The 26,612-nt window shown below is 52.3% G+C and carries 26 protein-coding genes; 21 read left to right on the top strand and 5 right to left on the bottom strand.

The annotated features are described in order from the left end of the window. Nucleotides 1–23: 23 nt before the first annotated feature. Nucleotides 24–1,421: an alanine/glycine:cation symporter family protein gene (locus WMO41_RS11480; protein ID WP_349229863.1), complete on the bottom strand. Its 1,398-nt coding sequence runs from the start codon at nt 1,419–1,421 to the stop codon at nt 24–26. A gap of 196 nt (nt 1,422–1,617) precedes the next feature. Continuing rightward, nucleotides 1,618–2,175, bottom strand: coding sequence for a manganese efflux pump MntP (locus WMO41_RS11475; RefSeq protein ID WP_349229862.1), 558 nt, complete (start codon nt 2,173–2,175; stop codon nt 1,618–1,620). Between the two features lie 348 nt (nt 2,176–2,523). Between WMO41_RS11475 and WMO41_RS11470 the strand changes: the two genes are divergently transcribed. From WMO41_RS11470 to WMO41_RS11460, 3 genes are all read left to right on the top strand, one after another. Then, a complete protein-coding gene (locus WMO41_RS11470; RefSeq protein ID WP_349229861.1) occupies nt 2,524–3,261 on the top strand; it encodes an AzlC family ABC transporter permease in 738 nt (245 codons plus the stop codon). A 16-nt stretch (nt 3,262–3,277) separates the two neighbouring features. Beyond that, nucleotides 3,278–3,598: a branched-chain amino acid transporter permease gene (locus tag WMO41_RS11465; RefSeq protein ID WP_349229860.1), complete on the top strand. Its 321-nt coding sequence runs from the start codon at nt 3,278–3,280 to the stop codon at nt 3,596–3,598. 86 nt (nt 3,599–3,684) lie between these two features. Continuing rightward, nucleotides 3,685–4,443, top strand: a complete 759-nt coding sequence (locus WMO41_RS11460; RefSeq protein WP_349229859.1) for a tRNA threonylcarbamoyladenosine dehydratase — start codon at nt 3,685–3,687, stop codon at nt 4,441–4,443. Between the two features lie 96 nt (nt 4,444–4,539). On the opposite strand, the gene WMO41_RS11455 is transcribed toward WMO41_RS11460, so the two are convergent. Beyond that, on the bottom strand, nt 4,540–4,944 hold the full coding sequence (locus WMO41_RS11455) for a PaaI family thioesterase (protein ID WP_349229858.1): 405 nt from the start codon (nt 4,942–4,944) through the stop codon (nt 4,540–4,542). A gap of 312 nt (nt 4,945–5,256) precedes the next feature. Between WMO41_RS11455 and WMO41_RS11450 the strand changes: the two genes are divergently transcribed. The 8 genes from WMO41_RS11450 to WMO41_RS11415 all read left to right on the top strand — a co-directional run bounded on the left by WMO41_RS11450 (nt 5,257) and on the right by WMO41_RS11415 (nt 14,777). Beyond that, the gene (locus tag WMO41_RS11450; RefSeq protein ID WP_349229857.1) at nt 5,257–6,441 is read left to right on the top strand and encodes an acyl-CoA dehydrogenase family protein; all 1,185 of its coding nucleotides are present in this window, start codon (nt 5,257–5,259) and stop codon (nt 6,439–6,441) included. Between the two features lie 189 nt (nt 6,442–6,630). Next, nucleotides 6,631–7,866, top strand: a complete 1,236-nt coding sequence (locus tag WMO41_RS11445; RefSeq protein ID WP_177292591.1) for a CoA transferase — start codon at nt 6,631–6,633, stop codon at nt 7,864–7,866. Nucleotides 7,867–7,968: 102 nt separating this feature from the next. Further along, nucleotides 7,969–9,111 carry an acyl-CoA dehydrogenase family protein gene (locus WMO41_RS11440; RefSeq protein WP_177292590.1) on the top strand — a complete coding sequence of 381 codons (1,143 nt, stop codon included), beginning with the start codon at nt 7,969–7,971 and terminating at the stop codon, nt 9,109–9,111. Between the two features lie 23 nt (nt 9,112–9,134). Continuing rightward, nucleotides 9,135–9,923 (top strand): electron transfer flavoprotein subunit beta/FixA family protein, encoded by a 789-nt coding sequence (locus WMO41_RS11435; RefSeq protein WP_349229856.1) that lies wholly within the window; start codon nt 9,135–9,137, stop codon nt 9,921–9,923. A gap of 19 nt (nt 9,924–9,942) precedes the next feature. After that, a complete protein-coding gene (locus WMO41_RS11430; protein WP_349229855.1) occupies nt 9,943–10,953 on the top strand; it encodes an electron transfer flavoprotein subunit alpha/FixB family protein in 1,011 nt (336 codons plus the stop codon). A 128-nt stretch (nt 10,954–11,081) separates the two neighbouring features. Continuing rightward, nucleotides 11,082–12,893, top strand: a complete 1,812-nt coding sequence (locus WMO41_RS11425; protein WP_349229854.1) for an AMP-binding protein — start codon at nt 11,082–11,084, stop codon at nt 12,891–12,893. Beyond that, complete coding sequence (locus WMO41_RS11420; RefSeq protein WP_349229853.1) at nt 12,821–13,372, top strand: hypothetical protein; 552 nt, start codon at nt 12,821–12,823, stop codon at nt 13,370–13,372. The genes WMO41_RS11425 and WMO41_RS11420 overlap by 73 nt, the downstream gene beginning before the upstream one ends. 103 nt (nt 13,373–13,475) lie before the next feature. After that, nucleotides 13,476–14,777 carry a GntP family permease gene (locus WMO41_RS11415; RefSeq protein ID WP_349229852.1) on the top strand — a complete coding sequence of 434 codons (1,302 nt, stop codon included), beginning with the start codon at nt 13,476–13,478 and terminating at the stop codon, nt 14,775–14,777. Nucleotides 14,778–14,819: 42 nt separating this feature from the next. Here WMO41_RS11415 and WMO41_RS11410 read toward each other — a convergent pair whose 3' ends face one another. After that, the gene (locus WMO41_RS11410) at nt 14,820–15,737 is read right to left on the bottom strand and encodes a LysR family transcriptional regulator (RefSeq protein WP_349229851.1); all 918 of its coding nucleotides are present in this window, start codon (nt 15,735–15,737) and stop codon (nt 14,820–14,822) included. Between the two features lie 213 nt (nt 15,738–15,950). Between WMO41_RS11410 and WMO41_RS11405 the strand changes: the two genes are divergently transcribed. Further along, the gene (locus WMO41_RS11405; protein ID WP_349229850.1) at nt 15,951–16,955 is read left to right on the top strand and encodes an MBL fold metallo-hydrolase; all 1,005 of its coding nucleotides are present in this window, start codon (nt 15,951–15,953) and stop codon (nt 16,953–16,955) included. Here the strand turns inward: WMO41_RS11405 and WMO41_RS11400 are convergent. Next, a complete protein-coding gene (locus tag WMO41_RS11400) occupies nt 16,937–17,719 on the bottom strand; it encodes an ABC transporter ATP-binding protein (RefSeq protein WP_349229849.1) in 783 nt (260 codons plus the stop codon). The two genes, WMO41_RS11405 and WMO41_RS11400, sit on opposite strands and share 19 nt — an antisense overlap. Before the next feature lie 248 nt (nt 17,720–17,967). Between WMO41_RS11400 and rimP the strand changes: the two genes are divergently transcribed. From rimP to WMO41_RS11355, 9 genes are all read left to right on the top strand, one after another. After that, the gene (rimP, locus tag WMO41_RS11395; protein WP_118733596.1) at nt 17,968–18,432 is read left to right on the top strand and encodes a ribosome maturation factor RimP; all 465 of its coding nucleotides are present in this window, start codon (nt 17,968–17,970) and stop codon (nt 18,430–18,432) included. 65 nt (nt 18,433–18,497) lie between these two features. Continuing rightward, on the top strand, nt 18,498–19,652 hold the full coding sequence (nusA, locus tag WMO41_RS11390; protein ID WP_349229848.1) for a transcription termination factor NusA: 1,155 nt from the start codon (nt 18,498–18,500) through the stop codon (nt 19,650–19,652). 34 nt (nt 19,653–19,686) lie between these two features. Next, a complete protein-coding gene (rnpM, locus tag WMO41_RS11385) occupies nt 19,687–19,956 on the top strand; it encodes an RNase P modulator RnpM (RefSeq protein ID WP_118531989.1) in 270 nt (89 codons plus the stop codon). Continuing rightward, nucleotides 19,949–20,284, top strand: coding sequence for a L7Ae/L30e/S12e/Gadd45 family ribosomal protein (locus WMO41_RS11380; RefSeq protein ID WP_118531942.1), 336 nt, complete (start codon nt 19,949–19,951; stop codon nt 20,282–20,284). Before rnpM ends, WMO41_RS11380 begins: the two co-directional genes overlap by 8 nt. After that, on the top strand, nt 20,271–23,114 hold the full coding sequence (gene infB, locus WMO41_RS11375; RefSeq protein ID WP_349229847.1) for a translation initiation factor IF-2: 2,844 nt from the start codon (nt 20,271–20,273) through the stop codon (nt 23,112–23,114). Before WMO41_RS11380 ends, infB begins: the two co-directional genes overlap by 14 nt. Nucleotides 23,115–23,230: 116 nt before the next feature. After that, entirely contained in the window at nt 23,231–23,596 is a 366-nt protein-coding gene (gene rbfA / locus WMO41_RS11370) for a 30S ribosome-binding factor RbfA (protein ID WP_118531946.1), read from the top strand. Nucleotides 23,597–23,613: 17 nt separating this feature from the next. Beyond that, entirely contained in the window at nt 23,614–24,582 is a 969-nt protein-coding gene (locus WMO41_RS11365; protein WP_349229846.1) for a DHH family phosphoesterase, read from the top strand. Further along, the gene (truB, locus tag WMO41_RS11360) at nt 24,582–25,583 is read left to right on the top strand and encodes a tRNA pseudouridine(55) synthase TruB (protein WP_349229845.1); all 1,002 of its coding nucleotides are present in this window, start codon (nt 24,582–24,584) and stop codon (nt 25,581–25,583) included. Before WMO41_RS11365 ends, truB begins: the two co-directional genes overlap by 1 nt. Then, complete coding sequence (locus tag WMO41_RS11355) at nt 25,580–26,533, top strand: bifunctional riboflavin kinase/FAD synthetase (RefSeq protein ID WP_349229844.1); 954 nt, start codon at nt 25,580–25,582, stop codon at nt 26,531–26,533. Before truB ends, WMO41_RS11355 begins: the two co-directional genes overlap by 4 nt. Nucleotides 26,534–26,612 lie beyond the last annotated feature (79 nt).

Raw genomic sequence — 26,612 nt, 5'->3', positions numbered from 1 at the left:
ATGACTTTTTTGGAGAGGAGAAATTACGCATTCTTTCCTTCCGTCTCAAAATATTCCTTCGTCAGCTTAAATACCGTTCCGGACAGCAGGAACACACCGGTCAGGTTCGGGATGGCCATGAGTCCGTTGAAGGTATCCGCAATGCTCCACAAGAGGCCCAGATCTACCGTAGCGCCCAGGATTGCCACCAGAGAGTAGGCCACCATGAATGGCTTGATGACCTTCTCGTCAAAGATAAATTCAATACAGCGCGCGCCGTACAGTCCCCATCCGATGATGGTGGAGAAGGCGAAGCAGCACATGGACACGGCGGTAAAGATGGATACCCAGCTTCCGTAGGTGGAGGTGAAGCCGGAAATGGTCAGTTCTGCGCCGGCAGCCTGGCCGTAGTTGACGGTAACGCCGCTGCACAGGATAACCAGTGCCGTTAAGGTGCAGATGACGATGGTGTCGGTAAATACCTCAAAGATACCGAAGAAGCCCTGCTTCACCGGCTTTTTGGTGTCAGCACACGCATGAGCAATGGAACCGGTACCAAGACCAGCCTCGTTGGAGAAGATACCGCGGGATACGCCGCGCTTCATGCTGGTGAAGAAGCTTCCGATGATGCCGCCGGTCACGGCCTGCGGGTTGAAGGCACCCTCAAAAATCATGGTGAAGACCAGCGGGATGCGGTTTGCGTGAAGCAGTACCACGCCCAGGGCCAGCAGGATGTAAAGCAGTGCCATGAACGGAACCAGTTTCTCAGATACAGTTCCAATTCGTTTTACGCCGCCTAAGAGAACCAGGCCTACCAGAGCGGCCAGAACGATGCCGATGACCAGGCAGACAACCGGCTTGGACTGGTCATTGATGAGCTGATAGTTTTCCAGCGCGGAGTTGATGGCAGTGGTGATGGTGTTAACCTGGGTTGCGTTTCCGGTGCCGAACACGGTCAGCACGCCGAATGTGGAGAAAAGAACCGCCAGCCAGTGCCATTTCGGGCCAAGGCCGTTTTTGATATAGTACATGGGGCCTCCCACCAGGTCACCGTTTTTGTTGGTTTCCCGGAAATGGACTGCCAGGGTTACTTCGGAGAACTTGGTGCACATGCCAAGGACTGCGGAAATCCACATCCAGAAGACTGCGCCCGGTCCGCCAATGGCGATGGCACCGGCCACACCGGCAATATTTCCGGTGCCGACGGTAGCAGCCAGAGCCGTGCAGACTGCCTGAAATGGAGTCATGGCGCCGTCGGATGCGTCACGCTTGCGGAAAATACGTCCGATGGTGACGCGGATGGCATAAGGGAATTTGCAAATCTGCAAAAAGCGCAGGCCAACGCTTAAGTAAAGGCCAACACCGATGATACAGATCATGGCAGGAACTCCCCAGATGAAATTGTTGATCACACTATTGACTGATTCGATTGTGTTTAACATAGGGATACCTTTCTTTCGTAGTAAAAAATATGACCGCCGAAGTCATGAAATCGCGAATGTTTCTGTGATACGGACAAGCGAAGCCGTTCGACGGGCGAATAAAAAAATGATACCATAATCGAAAAAAAAAGTATAGCAAAAACGCGGCGCAGCAGGGAAAATGTGAAAAAAACGAAAAAAATAAAGCACCGGTTCCCTAAAAGAACAGGTGCTCAATCAGAATCTTAAGACCAATCAGAATCAGAATCACGCCGCCGGTCAGCTCGGCTCTGGACTTATAGCGGGCTCCAAATACGGTGCCGACCTTCACGCCAATCACGGAAATGATGAAAGTGGTACAGCCGATAAAGCTGATTGCCGGCAGAATCTGAACATCCAGAAAAGCAAAGGTGACACCGACTGCCAGTGCGTCAATGCTGGTGGCAATGGCAAGCATCAGCATGGTTTTGACATCAATGGAAGCATCGCAGGATTCTGCTTCCTTATCCAGGGATTCCTTCACCATATTAAAACCAATGATGCCGAGCAGGATGAATGCGATCCAGTGATCATAGGCTTTGATTGCCCCCTGGAAACGGATTCCCAGTACATAGCCAATCCAGGGCATGAGTGCCTGGAAACCGCCAAAATACAGACCGATGATGAGCGCGTGCTTCACACGCAGTTTCTGCATGGAAAGACCCTTGCAGACGGAAATCGCAAAAGCATCCATGGACAGGCCTACCGCCAGAAGAAATAATTCAATCAGTGACATAGGAAAACCCTCCTGTTTCTTTCATACATTTTATGTGGAATGCCGCATGATAAAACGCAATTTCCGAATCATACAAAAAGAGACCCGTCTGCAGAAAAAATCCTGCAGACAAGTCTCATCATTTGCGATAGCTTTATGCATTAAGCAGAACCAGACGCGGATGCATCAGTATGTTGACCCTGCTCCAGGCAATGCCTGGCGACTACTCCCTTATCTTTTGCCTATTCTACTCAATAGAGCAGCGGTTGGTCAATGCTAACATTTTCCTGACTTTACAACACATATTGACATGGTAGGTGAATTGCTTTATAATTTCGTTCAAATATACGAAAGCCGAGGAACCTGCCGATGAACCGAGAATTGAAATACGCACTGGGAAAGACCATTCCGATCATGTTCAGCTATTTATTCTTAAGCATGGCATTCGGAATCATGATGAACCAGGCCGGATTTCCCTTTTACTGGGCTTATCTGGTCAGTCTCACGGTCTATACCGGTGCGTTTCAGTTTGTCATCGTATCGTTTCTTTCCGCAGGAGCGGGCATTGCCACCATTGCGCTCACGGCCCTGGCCATGAACTGCCGCCATATGTTTTATGGCGTGACCTTCTTAAAAGAGTTTAAGAGCATGGGAAAGCGTTATCCTTACATGATCTTTTCCCTGACGGATGAGACTTACGCGCTATATTGTTCCCTGGAGTACCCGGAAGAACTGGACCATCATCAGGTTATGTTTGATATTGCCTGGCTCAGCCGTGCCTACTGGCTCATTGGCACGCTGGTGGGAGCGCTGCTGGGACAGATTATCCCATTCGATTTTGAGGGCGTGGATTTCTGCATGACAGCGCTGTTTGTGACCATTCTGATTGACCAGTGGAAGAAGACTGAAGATCACGCTCCGGCGGTCATTGGCGGAGTCAGTGCGGTGGTATTTCTTCTGATCTTTGGCGCATCCCGGTTTATGCTGCCATCACTGATGGTGACTACAGCTCTTTTGCTGATTTTTACACCGGGAGAGAACATTTTGAAAACAGCTGACGATAGAAACAATGTGTCCGGAAATTCTGCTGTCGGAAAAACAGTCTGATGGGAGGAACTATGAGATGAGATCAATTCATATTTTATTATCCATTCTGGTTCCGGCGGCGCTGACATTTGGTCTGCGCGCACTGCCGTTCCTTCTGCTAAACAAACGCGTACTTCCAAAACGGATTGAGTACCTGGGAAATGTATTTCCTATGGCAATTATGGCGACTCTTGTGGTATACTGCTTAAAGAGCATTCTGGAGACTGCATGGCAGGACAATCTGATTCTGCTTGCAGGTGTTGCGGTGACGGCAATCGTCCATCTCTGGAAGAAGAGTTCTATTTTGAGTATTACCGTGGGCACGGTCGTGTATATGGTGCTGGTGCACCTGGCCTGATTCACGGACGGAATGTTCTATGGCAGATGCACAGGTTTCTCTGTCAGGACAGAACAGGGATATGTAACAAAAGAAAGGTAGATACAATGTTAAATCAGTTTTCAAGAACAGAATTATTATTTGGAAAAGAGGCCATGGAGCGTCTGGCCCAGTCCAGAGTTGCGGTATTTGGTGTCGGCGGAGTGGGAGGCTATGCGGTAGAGGCGCTGGTGAGAAGCGGCGTTGGAGCCATTGACTTAATCGATGATGATAAGGTATGCCTGACCAACCTAAATCGTCAAATCATCGCCACCAGAAAGACGGTGGGAAAATACAAGGTCGATGTGATGGAAGAGCGCATCCATGACATCAATCCGGACTGTAAGGTTACTACCCATAAGTGCTTTTATCTGCCGGAAACGAAAGACGATTTCGATTTTTCCCAGTATTCTTATGTGATCGATGCAGTCGATACCGTGACAGCAAAGCTGCAGCTGGTTATGGAAGCACAGGAAAAGCATGTGCCGATCATCAGCAGCATGGGTGCCGGAAACAAGTTAAACCCGGCTATGTTTGAAGTAGCAGATATTTACAAAACTTCCGTCTGCCCGTTAGCGAAGGTGATGCGCCGGGAACTGAAAAAACGTGGCGTGAAGAAGCTGAAGGTGGTTTACTCCAAAGAGCAGCCGACCAGACCCATCGAGGATATGTCCATCAGCTGCAGAAACCACTGCATCTGCCCGCCGGGCGCCGCTCACAAGTGCACCGAACGCCGGGACATCCCGGGTTCCAACGCCTTTGTACCGTCCGTAGTCGGACTGATCATCGCGTCAGAAGTCATCAAAGATCTGGCGAAAGCCAAATGAAAATTAGGGAACGAAACGAATAAGGGTCCGGAAGTGAAAGAATTCAATTCCCCGCACGCCCGGACTCTTTATTAGTTTTGCTTCAGTATTACTATTTTAAATCTCTTTTCCCAGGAACATCGTGAAGTTCCCCGTCACCAGCAGTTCTCCCTCTTCCCCGGTGATATCCACCCGGCATACGGCGGTGTGTTTTCCTTTGTGAACGATATTGGATTCTACATAAATGGTTCCGCCATTTACGCCGCGCACGAAGTTGATCCCGGCGCACTGGGTGACGTTGGTGACTTCATAAGCGTAGGTGCACATGCCTGCTGCGATATCACACAGAGAAAAGAGGAAACCTCCGTGGGCGTTACCGTACAGGTTCAAAGCTTCCTCCGCTACTTCAATCGAAAGACGGGCATGTCCCGGTTCAATCTCTAAAATCTTTAAATTTTCCTGTCCGCCGATGCGCTGGATGTGGCGGCGGATCCCTTCCATAATCTCAGGTCTTGTAATCATAAAAAACCTCCATTTGTCAAAAATATATCAGTAAAATAAGGAAATACATGTGCGAAAAAAGGGAAAAATGCTGGTTTTTACGCCAGATCATACCTTCACACGCTAGACTATATCACTGGAAAAATCCTTTTACAAGCGGAAAATAGAATGATAGGCATTTCCTATGAATCTGTTTTGTTCGTCCGGTTACAGCCGATTGGATATTTCCGGATAGGCACGTTATAATAGCATCATCAAGATTGTTAAAGAAATAGCAACAAAAAGCAAGAAGAAAACAATCAAAATAAACCACTCATATAAGGAGGATATCACATGAGCAAGTTAACAAAGGAAGAGTTCCAGGCTTACTTAAAACAGATCCGCGAGCTGGCAGAGGGACCGCTGGAAGAGATCCAGAAAGAGGTTGAAGTTACCAACAAGTTCCCGCAGGAGTTCTACGATCTGGCAATCGAGAACAACTTATACCGTTGTTCCTTACCGGAAGAGTACGGCGGATGGGGCTTAAACGAGCTTGAGATCTTACAGGTACAGGAAGAGTTCTCCAGAGGCCCGGGCGGAATGAGAATGCATCTGCACTACGCAATGGACTTAAACTGGAGAATCCTCGATGACTACGGCAGCCCGGAGCTGAAAGCAGAGTACATGTCCAAGTTCCAGAACAAGGAAGTATTCACCTGCTTCGCGCTGACTGAGGCAACCGGCGGTACCGGCGCTGACTTACATACCCTGGCAGTAAAAGATGGCGACAGCTACATATTAAACGGTGAGAAGACCCTGATCTCCCACACCGACTGCTGCGAGTTCGCATATGTCATTGCAGTGACCAACCCGGATTCCGACAAAGACGACAGACTTTCCGCTTTCTTCGTACCGATGGATGCACCGGGATTTGAAGTCATCAACATGCCGCACATGATGGGCTGCCGCGGTGCCGGACATGGCGAGCTGAAATTCACCAACTGCCGCATCGACAAGAAGTATCTGTTAGGCCGTGAGGGACAGGGACTTGAAATCGCGCTTCACTCCTTATCCGTATCCCGCGCCCACATTGCAGCCAGCAACCTGGGCATGGCACAGAGAATGTTAGAGCTGTCCCTGGCTTATGCAAATGACCGTGTAACCTTCGGAAAACCGATCGGAACCCGTCAGGCAATCCGTGTAAAGATTGCAGATATGTCCATGATGGTACACGCGCTGCGCTGCATGGTTTATGACTTCGCAAAGGCTTACATGGAGAATCCGACCGGCGAGTACATCGAGGAGAAGGCTGCTATGTGTAAGCTGTTCAGTATCGACACCACCAGAAGAGTCAGCGATGAGATGCTGGAGATCTTCGGCGGCGTAGGCTACTTTGAGGACTGCAAGTACGGCCCGGTTGAGAGACTCTACCGCGACTGCCGCGCAATGTGGCTGGAAGAGGGCGCTCCGACTGTTCAGAGAATCACCATTTCCAGAAATACCATCAAACACGGCGCTCACATGGAGTACGTGCTGTAACTTTTAGAAATTCGTAACTGTGAGGGTACTGAACAGTTACAGAAATTCCAATTATGTGATACCAGAAATAACCATATAGAGATTTGCCTAAACAGGGTCGTCAGGTTCCCGCTTGGACCTGGGGACCCTGCCCCCTTTAAACCGGTCTGGGATGCGAACCTGACCGGACCGAATATGGAGGAATACCTTATGAAACCTTTGGAAGGAATTAAAGTTGTTGACTTAACGACGTATCTGGCCGCGCCGACTACGGTGCGTGTACTGGGTGAGTGGGGCGCTGACTGTGTGAAGATTGAATCCGCGAAGGGCGATCCGGCAAGAACCCAGGGGGCAGTGTTCAACATGCCTTATAACGATGACGAAAATCTGGCTTTCGATGTAGCCAATTTAAATAAGAAATTTATCACTCTGAACTTAAAAGACCCAAAGGGCCTTGAGATTGCTTACCGCCTGTTAGCGGAGGCCGATGTGTTTGTAACCAATACCAGAACCAAGTCTTTAAAGAAGCTGGGACTGGATTACGATACCTTAAAAGAAAAATTCCCGAAGCTGATCTTCGCTCAGGTCCTGGGCTATGGTGAAAACGGACCGGAGAAGGATACCGCCGGGTTTGATGTAACCTGCTACATGGCAAGGGGCGGCGTATTCGGAACCACGGTAAACCGCGGCGATGCGCCGATGATCCCAACTAACGGCTTCGGTGATTTCCAGGTTTCCCTGGCCCTGGCTTCCGGCATCTGTGCTGCTTTATATGGAAGAGACAGATCTGGAAAGGGTGAGAAGGTAACCGTCAGCCTGCACCACGCAGCTGTTTACGCCCTCAGCACCGGACTCATTTCCGCCCAGTACGGCAACCAGTACCCGAAGAACCGTACCGAGGTAGTAAACCCGTTCAACGATGTGTTCCGCACCAGCGACGGCAAGTGGGTGTGCATCTGCTGTCCGGAGTATGACCGTGACTACGAAAAGATGTTTACCGTTTTAGATGCGCCGGAGATGCTGACCGACGAGGCAAAAGAGAAGTACCGCCGCTGCGAGAGTATCAACGCCAACGGACTGAATCAGGAGGTTGTGGCAGCGTTAGACCGGGCCATCGCAAAGTTTACGAGAGACGAGCTGATGGAGCGGCTGAAGGCCAACGACATGCCCTGTGAGGCCTGCATGGAGCCGGAGGATATTTACAAGGATGAGCAGGCGGCAGCCAACCATATCCTGGCTAAGATCCCGTATCCGTCCGGAGAACGCTTTATGCCGACCAACCCGATCCGCTTTGGCAGCATGGGAGAGCCGGAATATGTGATCGGCGGTTCCCAAGGCGCGCATACCGTAGAACTGATGAAGCATCTGGGCTACAGTGACGCGGAGATTGAGGAGGCAATCACTTCCGGTGCCGCAACGGGCGAGACGAAGCTTAAGAAGCTGTAAGGACAGAAATTTTATGGCAGGGCGGCCGCCGCAAACCGGACGGGCCGCCGGTCTGAAAACATAAAACAAGGAAGCAAAAAGAAAGGGGAAGGTGACACAGATATGAGCTTAATGTACACCGAGGAACAGAAAGCGCTGATCGCTCTTGTAAAAGAGATGGCAGAGAATGAGATCAAGCCGTATGTGAAAGATGCGGACGAAAAAGGTGAGTGTCCGAAGGAACTTTACAAATGGGGATTTGACATGGGACTTCATATGCTGGAGGTTCCGGCTGAGTTTGGCGGCGCCGGTTTAAGCTATGAGACCACCGCCATGATCTTTGAGGAGCTGGCAAAGGTGGATGCCGGTTATGCCATCACCTTTGTTACATCCTTCGTAGCACTGCGAAATGTGATCCTGGCAGGAACCAAGGAGCAGGGCCAGTATTTCGCGGATAAAGTAGCACCGGGCGCATTCGCAGGCTTTGCCCTGACCGAGCCGAACGCCGGTTCCGACCCGGCAGCCATGCGCGCGACCGCAGTGAAGGACGGAGATGAGTACATCTTAAACGGAACCAAGACCTTCATCACCAACGGCGCGGTGGCAAGCGTGTTCGTAGGCTTCTTTAAAACCAATCCGGCAGCAGGCCACAAGGGAATTTCCGCATTCATCATCGACGCGGACGCTCCTGGCGTGACCGTAGGCGCCCATGAGAACAAGATGGGCCTGCGCCTCTCCAACACCACCGACCTGATCTTTGAGAATGTCCGCGTGAAGGCATCCGCAATGGTAGGACCGGAAGGCAGCGGATTTAAGCTGGCTATGAATGCCCTGAACTTATCCCGCGCATTCGTGGCAACCCTGGCAGTCGGCATCATGCAGCGCGCACTCGATGAGTCCGTGAAGTACGCAAAAGAGAGAAAGCAGTTCAATACCCCGATCATCAAATTCCAGATGGTACAGCAGATGTTAGCCGATATGGCCATCAAGATCGAGGCCTCCAGATGCCTGGTCAACAACACCATGAAGATGATGGACGCAGGCATCATGGTACAGAAAGAGGGCTCCATCTGTAAGACCTTCGTTTCCGACTGTGCCCAGGAGGTGACCTCCAACGCAGTCCAGATTTTTGGCGGCTACGGCTACAGCAAGGAATATCCGGTCGAGAAGCTGATGCGCGATGTCAAGGTATTCCAGATCTTTGAGGGCGCGAACCAGGTACAGAGACTGACCATCGCCAATGTATTAAATAAGGAATACAAATAGGAAAACTGACAGGAGGATTGAAGATGAATATCGTTGTTTGTATCAAACAGGTTCCGGATACCACAGAGATTAAGATCGATCCGGTGAAAAATACACTGATCCGTACCGGCGTGCCGAGCATCATGAATCCGTTCGACAAGAACGCGCTGGAGACCGGACTTTCCTTAAAAGACCAGTATGGCGGCAAGGTAACCGTCATTTCTATGGGACCGCCGCAGGCAAAGGCTGTGTTAAGAGAGGCGCTGGCTATGGGCGCTGACGAGGCATATCTGGTAACGGACCGCGCCTTTGGCGGCTCCGATACCTACGCAACCAGCTACATCTTATCCCAGGCCATCAAAAAGCTGGGTGCTTACGATGTCATCCTGGGCGGCAAGCAGGCCATCGACGGAGATACCGGCCAGACAGCGCCGAGTATCGCGGAGCATCTGGGGGCAACCCGCTTAACCTATGTCCTGAGTTTAAAGGTGGAGGGAGATAAAGTCATTGCAGAGCGTCAGGTAGAAGAGGGTGTGGAAGTCATTGAGACAAAGTTCCCGGTTCTCTGCACCGCAACCAAGGAGAGCAACAAGCCGCGCTACGCAACCGTAAAGGGCGTGATGAGATCCTTCCGTACCGAGATCGGCCAGATCACCCTGGCAGACCTGGCGGACGCAGATACCACCAAGATGGGCCTGAAGGGTTCACCGACCAAAGTAAAAGCAACCTTCACTCCGAAGCGGACCGCAAACTGTGTGAACATCGAAGGCGTAAGCCCGGTGGAGATTGCGGATAACTTAATCGGAAAGCTGGTTGAGGCAAAGGTACTGTAAGAACAAGGAGGTCGTGAAGATGAGTTTTGATACATGCAAAGACGTATGGGTATTTATCGAGAGCTTCCAGGGTCAGCCGAAAAGCGTTGGCCTGGAGCTGCTTGGACAGGGAAGAAAACTGGCGGACGGACTGAAACAGAAGCTCTGCGCCATTGTCATTGGCAAGGATGTGGATGCAGCTGTGAAGGAATCCGCAGCTTACGGCGCCGACAAGATCTATGTGATCCAGGGCGACGAGTATGAGAACTATTCCGCAGACGCTTACGGAAACGTATTCTTAAAGCTCTGCGAGAAATATGATCCGAACACCATTTTAGTAGGTGCTACCGTAAACGGAAGAGATTTGGGATCCAAGATCGCAGTCAGCCTCCGCACCGGCCTGACTGCTGACTGTACCGCCCTCAGCGTAGACGAGGACACCGGCAATGTTGTCTGGGAGAGACCGGCTTTCGGCGGAAACTTATATGCGCAGATCCTTTGCAGCGAGACCAGACCGCAGATGGGTACCTGCCGTCCGGGCGCATTCAAAAAGCCGGAGCGCAATGAGAATAACCAGCCGGAGATCATCAAAGAGGACATTCATACTCCGGAGAGCGAGATCCGCACCAAGGTGCTGAACTTCATCAAGGCTTGTGAGGACAACGATATGCGTCTCGATGAGGCCGATGTCATTGTATCCGGCGGTCGCGGCATGAAGAGTGCCGAGAATTTCGGGATCTTAAAGGAGCTGGCCGATGTGCTGGGCGGAACCGTGGGATGTTCCAGAGCAGCCGTGGACGCAGGCTGGATGCCGCAGAGTAAGCAGGTAGGCCAGACCGGTTCCACCGTAACCCCGAAAATCTACTTCGCATGCGCCATCTCCGGTGCTGTGCAGCACGTAGCGGGCATGAGCGGATCCGGTACCATCGTTGCCATCAACAAGGATGAGACCGCGCCGATCTTTGAGGTTGCGGATTACGGAATCGTGGGCGATGTCTTTGAAATCGTTCCGGCTCTGGTAAAAGAACTGAAAGCAAAGCAGCAGGCATAATACCATAGGACCAGAAAGAAGGGCTGCCGCAAAAAGAATGGAACCATACCGATCTTTTGCAGCAGCCTTCTGCGTACAGGAGCGGACGCCCGGTGGGAAATCTGCTGTCAGATGTAAGGAGGCAGGCTATGTTTGAGGAAAGGAAGATCAACCCGGAACTTCAGAAACGGTATCGTGAGCAGGGATACTGGAAGGACGAGACGCTGCTGGACTGCTGGGACCGCGCTGTGGAACAGTTTCCGGACCGGGAGTATGTGGTGGATGACCGTGGTTACCGCTACACCTACCGGGAACTGGATGAAGCGGCCGGGCGGGTGGCTGCGTATCTCACCTGGCTGGGGATCCGGCCGGGCGAGGTGGTTTCCTTCCAGATTCCGATCTGGAGTGAGTTTGCCATGCTGACCATTGCCTGCTATAAGGTGGGCGCGGTGGCGCATCCCATTGCCATGTCCTATGAGGAGAAGGAACTGGCACGGAGCTTAAAGGTCACCGAATCCCGCTGTTATTTCGGTCCCACCTTCTTTTATAAAACGGATTACGAGAAGCGGATTTTATCCGTCCGCGAACAGGTTCTGCTGTTAAAGGATATTGTCCTGATTGACAGCGTAAGGCCGAGAGAGAGCAGGGGCCGGCTTCTCCGGGAAATTCTTCATTCCTTTGAGCCGCTTCCGAAAGAGCAGTGTGTGCACACGAAAAACGGGCAGGATATGGCGGTGATCTTATGTACCTCCGGTACGACCGGCGGCACCAAGGGCGTTCTTTTAAGCCATGACAACGTGCGGTTCGCGGAGGAAGCCTTTAACCGGGAGCTGGGCCTGACAAAAGAAGATATCATGTTCATGCCGGCACCGCTGCACCACGCGACCGGTTTTCATCACGCCATCATTGCGCCCATGCTCTACGGGGGCAAGGTGGTGCTGCAGCAGAAGTACCAGTGCCGGGCGGCCATTGAGCTGATGAACCGGGAAAAGGTAACGTATTCCATGGGAGCTACGCCATTCATCTATGATATATTGCGCGAACTGGATGCAAACGGCGGCAGCCTTCCCACGCTGAAATTTTACCTTTGCGGCGGCGCTCCGGTGCCGGGCTATCTGGTGCAGCGGGCAGACCGCTATGGAATTCTGCTGTGTGAGGTGTACGGCTCCACGGAGAGTGTTCCCCATGTGTTTGTGCGTCCCTGGGAGGCGCTGGAGAAAAACGGAACTACCTCTGGCCGCGCGGTACCTGGCATGGAAGTGCGGGTTGTGGATGAAGACGGCCGGGACGTACCGGTGGGAACACCCGGAGAGGAGTGGTCCAGAGGCCCGGCGGTCTTTGCCGGATATTTAAAGGCGAGGGAGATCACCGACGGCGTGCTGGATGATGACGGATGGTTCCATAGCGGGGACCTCTGCGTCATGGATGCAGCAGGCAATATCCGCATCATCGGACGGAAAAAAGACATGATCGTCCGGGGCGGGGAAAATTTAAATACCAATGAGGTCAACGATGCCCTGGAGGGCTGTCTGGGCATGGGAGACCACACCATTATCGGCATGCCGGATGACCGCCTGGGCGAGCGGATCTGTGCCTTTGCGGTGCCGCTTCCGGGATATGAAAATCTTACGCTGGAGGATGTGCTTGCGTATCTGAAAGAGAAAAAAGTGCCAAAGCGGTTCTGGCCGGAGCGGCTGGAGCTGATTGACCGCATTCCTCATACGGGAAGCGGAAAGGTGAAAAAATATCTGTTGCGGGAGGAACTGGAGCGGAGAAACACGAAGGCAGCCGGACTGGCAAACGCGAAAGCGGAGCATCCGGAGAAGCGCACAGGGAATCCGGCTGATTTGAAGCAGGAGCAGAGTGGAAAGCAGGAAGGAGAACGTGTATGGAACAGGTATTTGGAGCAAGGCGGTGCCGTGATACCAGAAAACCCCGTGCAGAGCAGTGCCCGGATGTAGTGTTTTACCGTTGCGACACCTGCGGGGCCCTGTTTCCGGTGACCGGGGAGGAGAAGGCAGAGGGACTTACCATTTCCTGCTGCGGCACCCCGGCCCGGAAACTGATGCCGAAAACGCCGGAGGAGGTGAAGGAGACCATAGAGGTCAATTACCAGATCACCGGCGGTTACAATGACAACGCGGTGCGGGTTTCGTGGAAACGGAAGCCCTATGGCAGCCATCCGGACTGGATCTACTTAAAAACCTTTACCGGCGGATATTTAAAATATGTTTCAGACGGAAAACGTTCTCCGGTGGTATTCGCCCTGGCAGATACCGACGCGTTCTGCTATTGCGACGAGGACCCGTGCCTGGAGTGTGTGTTCCGCTGTAAACGGGGATTTACCGCGTATATTTACGATGCTAAGGCAGGCCTTGTGGAACTGCCGCTGGATAAGATGACTGCCCACTGGCAGACAGGGGGAAAAGAACCGGAGTAGAGGATAAAACCGCGTTCTTTTTGCCATAAAACGTTAAAAAAATAACGAAAAGAGACGAGGCAGAAGAAAAAACAGAGATCACAGTATGGAGGAGGATTTCGATATGATTGCAACGATTGGATTTGTGTTTGCGATTGGATTGCTTGTGTACATGATCATTCGGGGGATTGACATGATCACGGCAACGGTGGTGACGGCGGCGGTCATTCTTGTGACCAGCGGACTGAATGTATGGGATGGGTTTCTGACCACGTATTCCGGGGGTATTGGCAGCTTTGTAACCTCATGGTTTCTGATCCTGGGACTGGGCGGCGTGTTTGGCCAGCTGGTTCTGGAAGCGGGACTGGCAACCCGGATCGCGAAGACCCTGACCGAAAAGCTGGGAGCGAAGATGGTGGGAGCCGTGATCCTGATCTGCAGCTTTTTTATCACCCTTCTGGGAATTAACGGTTACATCATGGTGTTTGTGCTGTACCCGATTGCGGATAATCTGTTAAAACAGAATCAGATGGACCGGCGTGTGCTGCCGTTTCTGATCCTGGGCGGCGGCGCCTGCGCCAACGGTTTTGCCTTTTCCCTGGATGTCTGCAATGTGCTGCCGAGCAATTATTTAAACACCTCTCTGGGATCATCTCCGTTCCTTTCCTTTTTGTTTACGGCGATTGCGGCAGTCAGCTATTTTGTGTATTTTGACTACGCGCAGAAGCAGAGCAGAAAGAACCACAGCCTGGAAGAACTGCTGGCCATGTATCCGGAAAAGGATCAGGAAACGGAAGAGATGGAGCTTCCTGGCTTTGGCATTTCCGTGCTCCCGTTTATTGTGGTACTGGGAGCCGTTGTGGTGACCTCCGGCTGGGGCACCTCCACCAGCATCCTGTTTTCCCTGGCAATGGGAATCCTGCTGATCGTGCTTACCCAGTTTAAACGCATCAAAAATGTGAAGGCATCCATCAAGAGCGGCAGTACCTTCGGATTAAATTCCATGCTGACGGTGGGCGCGGTCATGGGACTTTCCAGAGTGCTGGGCGCGTCACCGGTATTCCAGAACCTGCAGACGGCCGTGCTCAACTTAAATATGCCGATGTATTTAAAAGCGTTTTTCGGAACCACGGTGCTGACGGGACTGACCGGTTCCGCCATCTCCGGCGAGACTATTTTCATGGAAAGCTTTGGCCAGGCCTTTGTGGATATGGGGGTCAATGTGCAGGCCCTGCATCGCATTGTCACCGAGGCAGCGCTGGTGTTAAACAAGCTTCCGAACTCTTCGGTGGCCATTCTCACCATGTCCATCTGCGGCTGTAAATTTAAAGACAGCTATAAGCATGTGCTGCTGGGAACAACACTTCCGTGCTTCCTGGCGGGACTTCTGGTGGCAGTGCTGGCAACCGTGGGCTTTGTATATTAAAAAATGGAGATATGCTTTTTGCAGAACCGCGCGGCTTTGGAATCAGGTCTCTGCGACTGTGTCCGCCGGTGATTCCGGCGGCAGGTTCAGGCAGTTCGCAACCATAAAGTTCGCGAAGGCCTCCACCGCGGCGGTGATGAAATTCTTTTTGCTGTAAACCATATAGAGCATGCGGGTGCCCAGGGGGACATCCGTCAGATGGATCTTTTTTAAGTTGTCAAACTGTTTTAAAAACGGAGTATCCGCGACAATGGCTGCCTTGGAGGAACGGTTGATGCGCCCGGCAATGGAAATTTCGTCGTCGTAGGAATAGGCGGCTTCCAGGCCCTTATCCTTTAAAATTTTGCGGATGGTCTTGCCGATGGGAATGGTGTCCCGGTAGGTGGACAGGGTATAGTCGCGCAGGGCGGTCAGCTCCATGGAATCGTACCGGGCCAGCGGGTGGTCGTTTCGCACAATGACGATGAGCTCCTGATAGGTGATGGGGACAAACACAAGGTCCTCTTTGTTTTCTACCATGGAACAAAAGCCGATATCGTAGTCTCCGGCTGAGATGCCCTCGGCCACCGGGATGGATTTGTCCTGAAAAATGTTGAAGTTTACCTGCGGATGCTTTTCATGGTACAGATCCAGCGCATCCGGGAGAAAATCTCCGAGCAGGGTAGGAATACAGCCTACATCGATGGTTCCGGTCACGGAATCGGACTTTTCCTTCATGATGGCAATGCCGTGTTCCAGAACCCCCAGTGCCTGGTTCACGTACTGATAGAATTCCTGACCGTATTTGGTGAGCTCGATGCCTCTTCCTTTTTTCTGGAACAATGCAACGGATAGTTCGCTTTCCAGAGAGGCAATGGAATCGCTCAGGCTGGGCTGTGTGATGTAGAGCGCTTTGGCGGCTTCGGTGTAATGCTGTACCTCGGCCAGCTTGCGGAAATAATACAGCTGCTGCAAATTCATAGTCCTTCTCCTTTGTGCTTTTTCGAAGCAAAATCTGCAGGCCAGAGACACTGCAGACATTACTGTTATTATACATGATGATCCATAAAAATTCCAGAATAATGTGAAAAAACTGTTAGAAAATTATCAGATACATCCGGCAAATTGGTTTGACAATTTTGTGGAAACTGCCTAAAATAGGAGGAAGATGGAGAGAATACAGGAGGTCTCGTCATGAGGGAGATCAAAAAGAACATATTTCTGGAAACAATTCCATATGAGAACCGCCATATCAGTCCCCGCAACCTTTACATCATCCGGGGAGAAGACCGGAGCCTGATGGTCGATACTTCAAACAACACGGAGCGGGACTGGAACATATTAAAAGGCATGATCGATGCACTCGGTATCGACTGCAAAAAGCTGGATATTTTTATTACCCATGAACATCCGGACCACACCGGCCTGGTTCCCAAACTTCAGGCCCTCGGCGCAAGGGCGTTCATGAATCCCGACGAAACCAGAAAGCGGGTAGACCTGCTGCACAGCTATCTGGCAGACGAGCACGCGCGGATTGAAAATCTGCGGATCGTAGGTGTCACAAAGGAGGAGACGCCGGAGGTCTTTGATACCTTCATGGAATACACCACGAAGGCGTATCAGTCTATGAAAATTCCACCGGAGCTTTCCTTTATCCCGATCCGCCCGGGTGAGACTCTTTCTTACGGAGGCTACTGTTTCGAGGTGGTGCTGCTAAAGGGGCATACCTTCGGACAGTGTGGCCTGTATGAACCACAGAAAAAGCTCATGTTTGTGGGAGACCAGCTCATGACTACCATTGTTCCCATCGTGGGTACCCAGGAGACAGACCTTGGCATGCTCAAGTGCTATATGAATTCCCTGGGGGAGCTGAAGCACAAATACAAAGACTGTTATTTCCTGCCCTGCCATTACGGGGAGATCAAAGATGTGGAAAAAGAAGTCAACCGCATCATATACGGCTATCTGGAAAAATGCGAGATCATGAAGCATGTGCTGGAGGAGGCGGGAACGGCCCTGACCACCCGCGACATCGGTGTGCGGACTTACGGAAGAAGCCAGGGACCGCCAGATTACGCGCATTTCGCTTCCTGCACCCAGATCTGGGCCAAGACCTTTTCCTGCATGGAGTACATGATGGGCGAAGGCTTTATTGAGCGGTCTGAGCGGGACGGCATCATTTACTGGAAAGCGTTATGATCCGGGTCGCGCAGCTCGTTCCATACCTGTTTAAAATAACCGGCAAATTCCGGAGCATTCCGGCGTTTTAAAGGACTGTCATACTGAGGAGCAAAGACCAGAGGAATCTCGGCCTTTACCTGTCCCGGCCTCGCGGAGAGGACCAGCACCCGGTCAGCGGTGCTGATGGCTTCCGCCAGGTCGTGGGTAATCAGGATGGCAGTCTTTTTTGTTTCTCTTATAATAGAAGCAATGTCGTCGCATACGGAAAGCCGGGTCTGGTAATCGAGGGCAGAGAAGGGCTCATCCAAAAGCAGCAGATCCGGTTTTAAGATGAGAGTGCGGATGAGGGCAGCCCGCTGGCGCATGCCGCCGGAAAGTTCAGAAGGGTGTGCGGAGGCAAAGGCGGCCAGCCCGTAGTTTTGCAGCATTTCGTCTAACTCCTGCATGGCCTCTTTGGTTTTCCGGTGCCGGATTTCAAGCCCCAGCGCGGCGTTTTCCCGGATGGTGCGCCACTCAAAAAGATGATCCCGCTGGAGCATATAGCCAATGCCGGTGCTGGCCTCCTTCAGAGGCGTATCTTCTATATAAATAGTGCCTTCCTCCGGCTCCAAAAGTCCGGAGAGCAGGGAGAGCAGGGTGGACTTGCCGCAGCCGGACGGGCCGACAATGGCAAGAAACTCACCGGGATTTACAGTAAAGGAGACCTGAAAGAGCGCGGGGGTCGCGCCCTCGGGGGAATGGTAGGAATAGCTGACGCAGCAGGCTTTTAAAAGTGGTTCCATGGCCGGTCCTTCCTGGTTTTTATAGTTTATTTTATGAAGAAAAGAACGAAGAGTTCCGGAAAACCCCTTGCATTTCCGAAAAGCAGGTGCTATAATACTAACGATAACATGATAATCTGACAGTTTGAGAGTGGGCATATGTCCACTCTCAATTTTTTGCCGGGGCCTCATCATACGGGGCAAAGCCGCAGGTCCGGATTCCCGGTGCGCGATTCTGTCAGTGCATGACATGAAGAGAGGTGACAACCATGACAAGAAGAGAAGAATACGAATCCAGAACCGAGGCGTTCCTGCTTCCGGTCCTCGCGGAGCACAATTTCGAGCTGTGGGATGTGGAATATGTAAAAGAGGCAGGCACCTGGTACCTGCGTGCCTACATTGACAAAGAAGGCGGCATTGCGGTAGATGACTGTGAGGTTATCAGCCGCATCTTAAGTGACTGGCTGGACCAGACGGACTTCATCGAAGACAGCTACATTCTGGAGGTGAGCTCCCCGGGACTGGGCCGTCCGCTGAAGAAGGAGCGCGACTTTGAGCGCAGCCTGGGCGAAGAAGTAGAGATCCGTCTTTACAAGGCCCTGAACAAACAGAAAGAGTTTACCGGAATCTTAAAAGCATACGATAAGGAAACTGTGACCATCGAAACGGCAGAAGGCGAACTGGTATTCAACCGTCCGGACATTGCGCTGATCCGGCTGGCGTTTGATTTTTAATCGTGGACTGTGAAGATACGGAACAGTTTTGAGCTTTTTTAACAAGATCTTAGGAGGATAAAACCATGAATAAGGAATTAATCGAGGCATTAAACCTGCTGGAAAAGGAAAAAAATATCAGCAAGGCTACGCTGTTAGAAGCAATCGAGAACTCTCTGCTGACCGCCTGCAAGAACCATTTCGGCAAGGCAGATAACATCAAAGTAACCATCAACCCGGAGACCGGCGATTTCTCCGTATACGCAGAGAAAGAGGTCGTTGAGGAGGTAGAGGATCCGTTAACCCAGATCAGCTACGCAGAAGCAAGACTGAAGAACCCGAAGTTCTTCCTGGGCGACGTCATCAACGTCCCGATCGAGTCCAAGTCCTTTGGCCGTATCGCTACCCAGAACGCAAAGAACGTTATCCTGCAGAAAATCCGCGAGGAAGAGCGCAGCATGCAGTTCAACGAGTGGTACCAGAAAGAGAAGGATGTGGTGACCGGTATTGTACAGCGTTACCTGGGTAAGAATGTCAGCATCAACCTGGGCAAGGTAGACGCCATCTTAAACGAGGCAGAGCAGGTAAAGGGCGAGGTCTTCAAGCCAACCGAGCGTATCAAGGTTTATGTTCTGGAAGTAAAGGACACCCCGAAGGGACCGCGTATCTCCGTATCCCGCACCCATCCGGATCTGGTAAAACGCCTGTTTGAGGAAGAGGTTACCGAGGTCAAGGACGGCACTGTAGAGATCAAGGCCATTGCCCGTGAGGCAGGCTCCAGAACCAAGATCGCGGTATGCTCCAACGATCCGAACGTAGATCCGGTAGGCGCATGTGTCGGCATGAACGGCGCGCGTGTGAACTCCATTGTAAACGAGCTGCGCGGCGAGAAGATCGATATCATCACCTGGGATGAGAACCCGGCCTTCATGATCGAGAACGCGTTAAGCCCGGCGAAGGTCATCTGCGTAGTTGCGGATGAGGACAGCAAAGAGGCACAGGTTATCGTTCCGGATTACCAGCTTTCCCTGGCTATCGGTAAAGAGGGCCAGAACGCAAGACTGGCAGCACGCCTGACCGGTTACAAGATCGATATCAAGAGCGAGACCCAGGCAAGAGAGCTGGGCCTGTTCGAGGAAATGGGCATCGATTATCAGGAAGAGGGCGTATACGACAACCTCGACGCTGATTTCGAAGTGTCCGCTACTGACGATTATTCAGACAACAATACCGAGTTCTAATAAGAAATACAGAATAGGAAGTGAACAGCAATTGGTGAATGCGAAGAAGTTTCCGCAGAGACAGTGTATCGGCTGCGGTGAAATGAAAAACAAAAAAGAAATGATCCGTATACTGAAAACACCGGAAGGGGAATTTGTTGTGGATGCGACCGGACGCAAGAACGGACGCGGCGCGTACATCTGTCCGTCCATGGACTGCTTCAAAAAAGCAGTGAAGGGCAAGGGACTGGAGCGTTCCTTTAAGATGGCAATTCCGAAAGAGGTGTACGAGACACTGGAAAAGGAGATGGAACAGCTTGGATAACAGACAGAAAATCCTGAACCTGATCGGACTGGCCACCAAGGCCGGAAAGACCGCAAGCGGAGAATTCTCTACGGAGAAGGCCGTGAAGAGCGGAAAAGCCCATCTGGTCATCGTATCAGAGGAGGCTTCCGACAACACGAAGAAGATGTTTACCAATATGTGTACTTACTATAAGGTCCCTATTCTGTTTTTAGGCGGCAAAGAGGAACTTGGGCATTCCATGGGCAAGCAGATGCGCGCGTCTCTGGCCGTTGTGGATGCAGGACTGGCAAAGGCAATCGTGAAACAAATGAATATAATCGGAGGTAGTGAGTATGAGAGTAAGTGAACTGGCAAAAGAGCTGGGAAAATCCAGTAAAGATGTATTAGATGTGTTACAGAAGAACAATCAGGATGTGGCAACCCATTCATCCAACGTAAGTGACGCACAGATCGGCATGGTAAAGAAGGCACTGGGTGCAGGCGCTTCCGAGCCGAAGGCAGATGGCGCGGCACCGAAGAAGAAGCTGGCAGCGGTATATCGTCCGCAGAACTCCCAGCAGAGACCGGCTCAGCCGAAGCCGGCAGCACGCCCGCAGGCACAGAGTGCTTCCGCTCCGGCACAGCAGGCAGCACCGCAGAATAAACCGGCTGAGAACGCGCAGCAGGCAAGACCGGCACAGTCCGGTGAGAACCGTCAGGGTGGCTTTAACGGAAACCGTGATAACAACCGTCAGGGCGGCTTTAGCGGAAACCGCGACAACAACCGCCAGGGCGGCTTTAGCGGAAATCGCGACAACAACCGCCAGGGTGGCTTTAACGGAAACCGCGACAACAACCGTCAGGGCGGCTTTAACGGAAACCGCGACAACAACCGCCAGGGCGGCTTTAACGGAAACCGCGACAACAACCGCCAGGGTGGCGCAGGCCGCGACAATAACCGTCAGGGTGGTTTTGGCGGAAACCGCGAAGGCGGCTTCAACCGTGACAACAACCGTCAGGGCGGCGGCTTTAACAGAGATAATCGCCAGGGTGGCGGCTTTAACCGTGACAACCGTCAGGGCGGAAACCGCGAAGGCGGCTTTAACCGTGACAACAACCGTCAGGGCGGTGGCTTTGGCGGCAATAGAGACAATCGCCAGGGTGGCGGCTTTAACAGAGATAACCGCCAGGGCGGCGGATTTGGCGGCAACCGCCAGGGTGGTTCCGGCAGACCGGGTCAGAGAGACGGCGGTTCCAAGAGCTACGATACCCCGATCCAGACCAAGCCGACCAACAACCGTCAGCAGACCAACAACGCGCATAAGAAGGACAAATACGATAAGACCAGAATGATGGAAGACGGCCCAAGAAGCAAGAACGGAAAGGTTTCCAAGCACCCGTTCATCATGCCGCAGAAGCCGGCTGAGGAGAAGGTGGAGGATACCGTAAAGGTAATCACCATTCCGGAGGTTCTGACCATTAAGGAGCTGGCTGACAAGATGAAGCTGCAGCCGTCCGCAATCGTTAAGAAGCTGTTCTTACAGGGCAAGATTGTAACCTTAAACTCTGAGATCGACTTCGATCAGGCAGAGGAGATCGCAATGGAGTACGAAGTACTCTGCGAGAAGGAAGAGAAGGTCGATGTCATTGCCGAGCTCTTAAAAGAGGACGAGGAAGATGAGAAGGACATGGTTTCCAGACCGCCGGTTGTCTGCGTTATGGGACACGTTGACCACGGTAAAACTTCCCTGCTTGACGCCATCCGTCAGACCAATGTTACCTCCCGCGAGGCAGGCGGCATCACCCAGCACATCGGTGCTTACACCGTAGATGTGCGCGGTCAGCAGATCACCTTCTTAGATACCCCGGGACATGAGGCATTCACCGCAATGCGTATGCGTGGCGCTCAGTCTACCGATATCGCGATCCTGGTAGTCGCAGCAGACGATGGCGTAATGCCGCAGACCGTTGAGGCTATCAACCACGCGAAGGCAGCCGGAGTTGAGATCATCGTTGCCATCAACAAGATCGATAAGCCGTCCGCTAACGTAGACCGTGTAAAACAGGAGCTGGCTGAGTACGAGCTGATCCCGGAGGACTGGGGCGGCAACACCGTATTCGTACCGGTATCCGCACACACCAAGGAGGGCATTCCGGAGCTGCTTGAAATGATCCTTCTGACTGCAGAAGTGAAAGAGTTAAAGGCAAACCCGAACCGCCGCGCAAGAGGCCTTGTCATCGAGGCTGAGCTGGATAAGGGCAAAGGCCCGGTTGCTACCATTCTGGTACAGAAGGGTACCCTTCGTGTCGGCGATAACGTAACCGCTGGTCCGTGCTACGGTAAAGTCCGTGCCATGATGGACGATAAGGGCCGCAGAGTCAAAGAGGCTGGTCCGTCCATGCCGGTTGAGATCCTGGGCTTAAACGATGTTCCGGGCGCAGGCGATGTGCTGATGGCTACCGAGAACGAGAAAGAAGCAAGAAGCTACGCAGAGACCTTCATCTCTGAGAGCAAGAATAAATTACTGGAAGACACCAAGGCAAAACTGTCTCTGGATGATCTGTTCAGCCAGATCAAGGCAGGTAATGTCAAAGAGCTTCCGATCATTGTAAAAGCAGATGTACAGGGCTCCGTAGAGGCAGTAAAACAGAGCCTGACCAAGCTTTCCAACGAGGAAGTTGTGGTTAAAGTCATCCACGGCGGCGTAGGTGCCATCAACGAGTCCGATGTAACGCTGGCATCCGCTTCCAACGCGATCATCATCGGCTTTAACGTCCGTCCGGACGCTACCGCAAAATCCATCGCAGACCGCGAGAAGGTAGACCTGCGTCTGTACCGCGTCATCTACCAGGCAATCGAGGATGTCGAGGCAGCCATGAAGGGCATGCTGGATCCGGTATTCGAGGAGCAGGTCATCGGTCACGCAGTTGTCCGCCAGACCTTCAAGGCATCCGGCGTTGGTACCATTGCAGGTGCTTATGTCATGGATGGTAAGTTCCAGAGAGGATGCTCCTGCCGTATTACCCGTGACGGCGAGCAGATCTTCGACGGCGCACTGGCTTCCTTAAAGCGTTTCAAGGACGATGTCAAGGAAGTTGCAACCGGTTACGAGTGCGGCCTTGTATTCGAGAAGTTCAACGATATCAAGGAAGACGATATGGTTGAGGCATATATGATGGTAGAGGTACCGCGCTAGGATTTGGAACCGGATCCCCTGAACTTTAGAAAGGAAGCACTGAGTTTTCGGTGCTTCCTTTAAGAGTATTTAGAGTCTGCCTGTCCGGGCAGACTTCAAGAGAGGAATGAATAATCATGCGAAAAAACAGCATTAAAAATACGAGAATCAACATGGAGGTGCAGAGAGAACTTAGCGAGATCATCCGCACCGAAATCAAGGATCCGCGTGTAAATGGCGCCATGACGTCCGTTGTGGCGGTTGAGGTTACGCCGGATCTGAAATACTGCAAGGCATACATCAGTGTGCTGGGCGACGAGGAGCGCGCGAAGGATGCGCTGACCGGCTTAAAGAGTGCCGTTGGCTACATCCGCAGAGAGCTTGCGCACCGCGTCAATCTGCGTAACACCCCGGAGATTACCTTTGTTCTGGACCAGTCCATTGAGTATGGCGTGAACATGTCCAGACTGATCGACGAGGTGACCAAAGACTTAAAAGACTGAGAAGGGAGTGACGGAGGATGCAGGAACGCAAACTGATGGAACTGGCAGAGGCCGCAGGCACCATTGCCATTGTGGGCCATGTAAGACCGGATGGGGACTGTGTGGGCTCCTGTCTGGCCGTGTGCAACTATATCACGGAGCAGTACCCGGAGAAAACCGTAGATGTTTATCTGGAGACTCCTCCGGTGAAATTTTCCTACTTAAAGCAGTTTGAGCGCATCTGCTCAGATCCGGAAACCGGAAAGCTGTATGATCTGTGCATCTGCCTGGACAGCGGAGACCGGGAGCGCCTTGGAAAGAATGTGGTGTATCTGGATGCCGCAAAGACCAGTATCTGCATTGACCATCACATTACGAACCAGGGTTACGCCGCAGCGAATTTTGTGAAGGCGGACGCCAGCGCAACCTGTGAGCTGCTCTATGATTTTCTGGATGAGGAAAAGATCAGCAGAGACGTGGCTGAGTGCATTTACACCGGAATCCTTCACGACACCAACGTGTTCAAGAACAGCAACACCACCGAGCGGACCATGCAGGTAGCCGGTGCCATGATGGCAAAGGGCATCAATTTCTCCCGCATCATCGACGAGAGCTTCTATAAGAAGACCTACGTGCAGAACCAGATTATGGGCCGCGCGGTGCTGGAGAGTGTACTGTTCTTAGACGGCAAGTGCATTTTCAGCGTGGTGCGCAAGCAGGACATGGACTTCTACGGTGTGGAAGCTTCAGACCTGGACGGTATTGTGGACCAGCTGCGGATTACCGATGGCGTGGAGGTGGCAATCTTCCTGCATGAGACGGAGAATCATGTATACAAGGTAAGCATGCGCTCCAACAATTTCGTAAATGTGAGCAAGGTTGCTTCTTATTTTGGCGGCGGCGGACATGTCCGCGCGGCCGGATGTACCATGAGCGGAAGCGTGCATGATGTCATCAACAACCTTTCCGCGCAGATTGACAAGCAGATAAAGGAGCACGAAGCTTAGTGGACGGAATCATCAATGTATACAAGGAAAAAGGCTTTACCTCCCATGATGTGGTAGCGAAGCTGCGTGGGATCCTGCGCATGAAAAAAATCGGTCACACCGGAACCCTGGACCCGGCGGCGGAGGGCGTACTTCCGGTCTGCCTGGGAAAGGGAACCCGTCTCTGTGACATGCTGACCGATAAAACCAAGACCTACCGTGCAGTACTGCTTCTGGGCCAGGAAACGGATACCCAGGATACCACGGGCGTGGTGCAGGCGGAATATCCGGTCCATGTGACGGAAGAAGAAGTGCGGGAGGCCATCGTAAGCTTTCTCGGCGACTACATGCAGATTCCGCCGATGTACTCCGCTCTGAAGGTGAACGGCAAAAAGCTCTACGAGCTGGCACGCCAGGGCAAAGAAGTGGAGCGCCAGGCAAGACCGGTGCAGATTCTGGACATTCAGATTGAGAGCATTGATTTACCCCGGGCGACCTTTTCTGTGACCTGTTCCAAGGGAACTTACATCCGCACCTTATGTTATGACATCGGGCGGAAGCTTGGCTGCGGAGGCTGCATGGAATCCCTGCTTCGCACCCGTGTGGACCGCTTCAAACTGGAAGACAGCCTGACCCTATCCCAGATTGAAAAGCTCCGGGATGAGGGCCGGGTGGAAGAGGTTGTGGTTCCGGTGGAAGATGTGTTTCTGGGACTTCCGGCCCTTGTCACAAAGCCGGGAGACGGAGACAAGCTGGTACATAACGGGAATCCGTTTCTGGCAGAGCTGGCTGTAGAAGAGAACTGCGATCTGTCGGCAGAGTCTGGAGCAGGCAGCAACGGGGCTGCGGAACGGGCTGGCCGGTCAGAGAGTGAATGCGGCCTGGCATCATCTGTGGCAGACCGTTTTGACGGAGTCCGCGTCTACGACAGTGAGCACCATTTCATAGGAGTCTACCGTTACAGCGAAGAAAAGCGGCGCTATCAGCCGCAGAAAATATTTCTTGGGGGAAACCAGTTATGAAGGTAATTACCGGGACCAGGGAGTTTTGTATAGAAGAACCAACCGTGGTAACCATTGGAAAATTTGACGGGCGGCATAAGGGTCATCAGAAATTGTTAAAAGAGATGCTGCGTCAGAAGGAATGCCACGGATGGAAGACAGCAGTCTTTACCTTTGATATGGCACCCCTGGGTGTTGTGTCGGGCAAGCGGGCAACGGTCATTACCACCAACGAAGAGCGGCGCAATAACATGCGGGCCATGGGCATGGACTATCTGGTGGAGTATCCCTTCAACCGGGAGGTGGCTGCCATGTCACCGGAGGATTTTGTTACCGAAGTGCTGGTAAAGCAGATGCACGCAAAGGTCGTGGTGGCCGGACCGGACTGCAGCTTTGGGTACAAGGGCGCCGGAAACGCGGAGCTGTTAAGAAAACTGGGGCCGGAGTATGGCTTTGAGACCATCATCATTGAGAAAAAACAGGATGACCACCGGGATATCAGCAGCACCTACGTCCGGGAAGAACTAGACCGGGGCAATATCGAGAAGGCCAATGAGCTTCTGGGAGAACCCTACGCCATCCACGGCAAAGTCGTGCATGGAAACCATATCGGCGGTGCCGTGCTGGGCTTTCCAACCGCTAACATCCTTCCGCCGCCGGAGAAGCATCTGCCGCCCTTTGGCGTTTATGTTTCCCGGGTGCTGATCGATGGGAAGTTTTACGGCGGAGTCAGCAACATCGGCCGCAAGCCGACCATTCAGGGCGACAATCCCATCGGAGTGGAAACCTATGTCATGGGACTGGAAGAAAACCTGTACGGGAAAGACATCCAGGTACAGCTCTTAAACTTCGAGCGCCCGGAACAGAAATTTGATTCCCTGGAGGCGCTCAAAGAGCGGATCGGGAAAGACAAGCAGTATGCGGCGGATTATGTGGAAGCACATCCGGAGCTGTTTGCGGAGGAAGAATAAACAGAATATAGAAATTTGTCCTCAATTTGGGGACGATTTTGGTAAAACAAAGCGAGGGCTTGCCATCAACAGAATGGCA

Origin of the sequence: Ventrimonas faecis, from assembly GCF_040096075.1 — a bacterium.
GTDB lineage: Bacteria > Bacillota > Clostridia > Lachnospirales > Lachnospiraceae > Brotaphodocola > Brotaphodocola faecis.
This window is presented reverse-complemented; position numbering and strand designations above follow the sequence as displayed.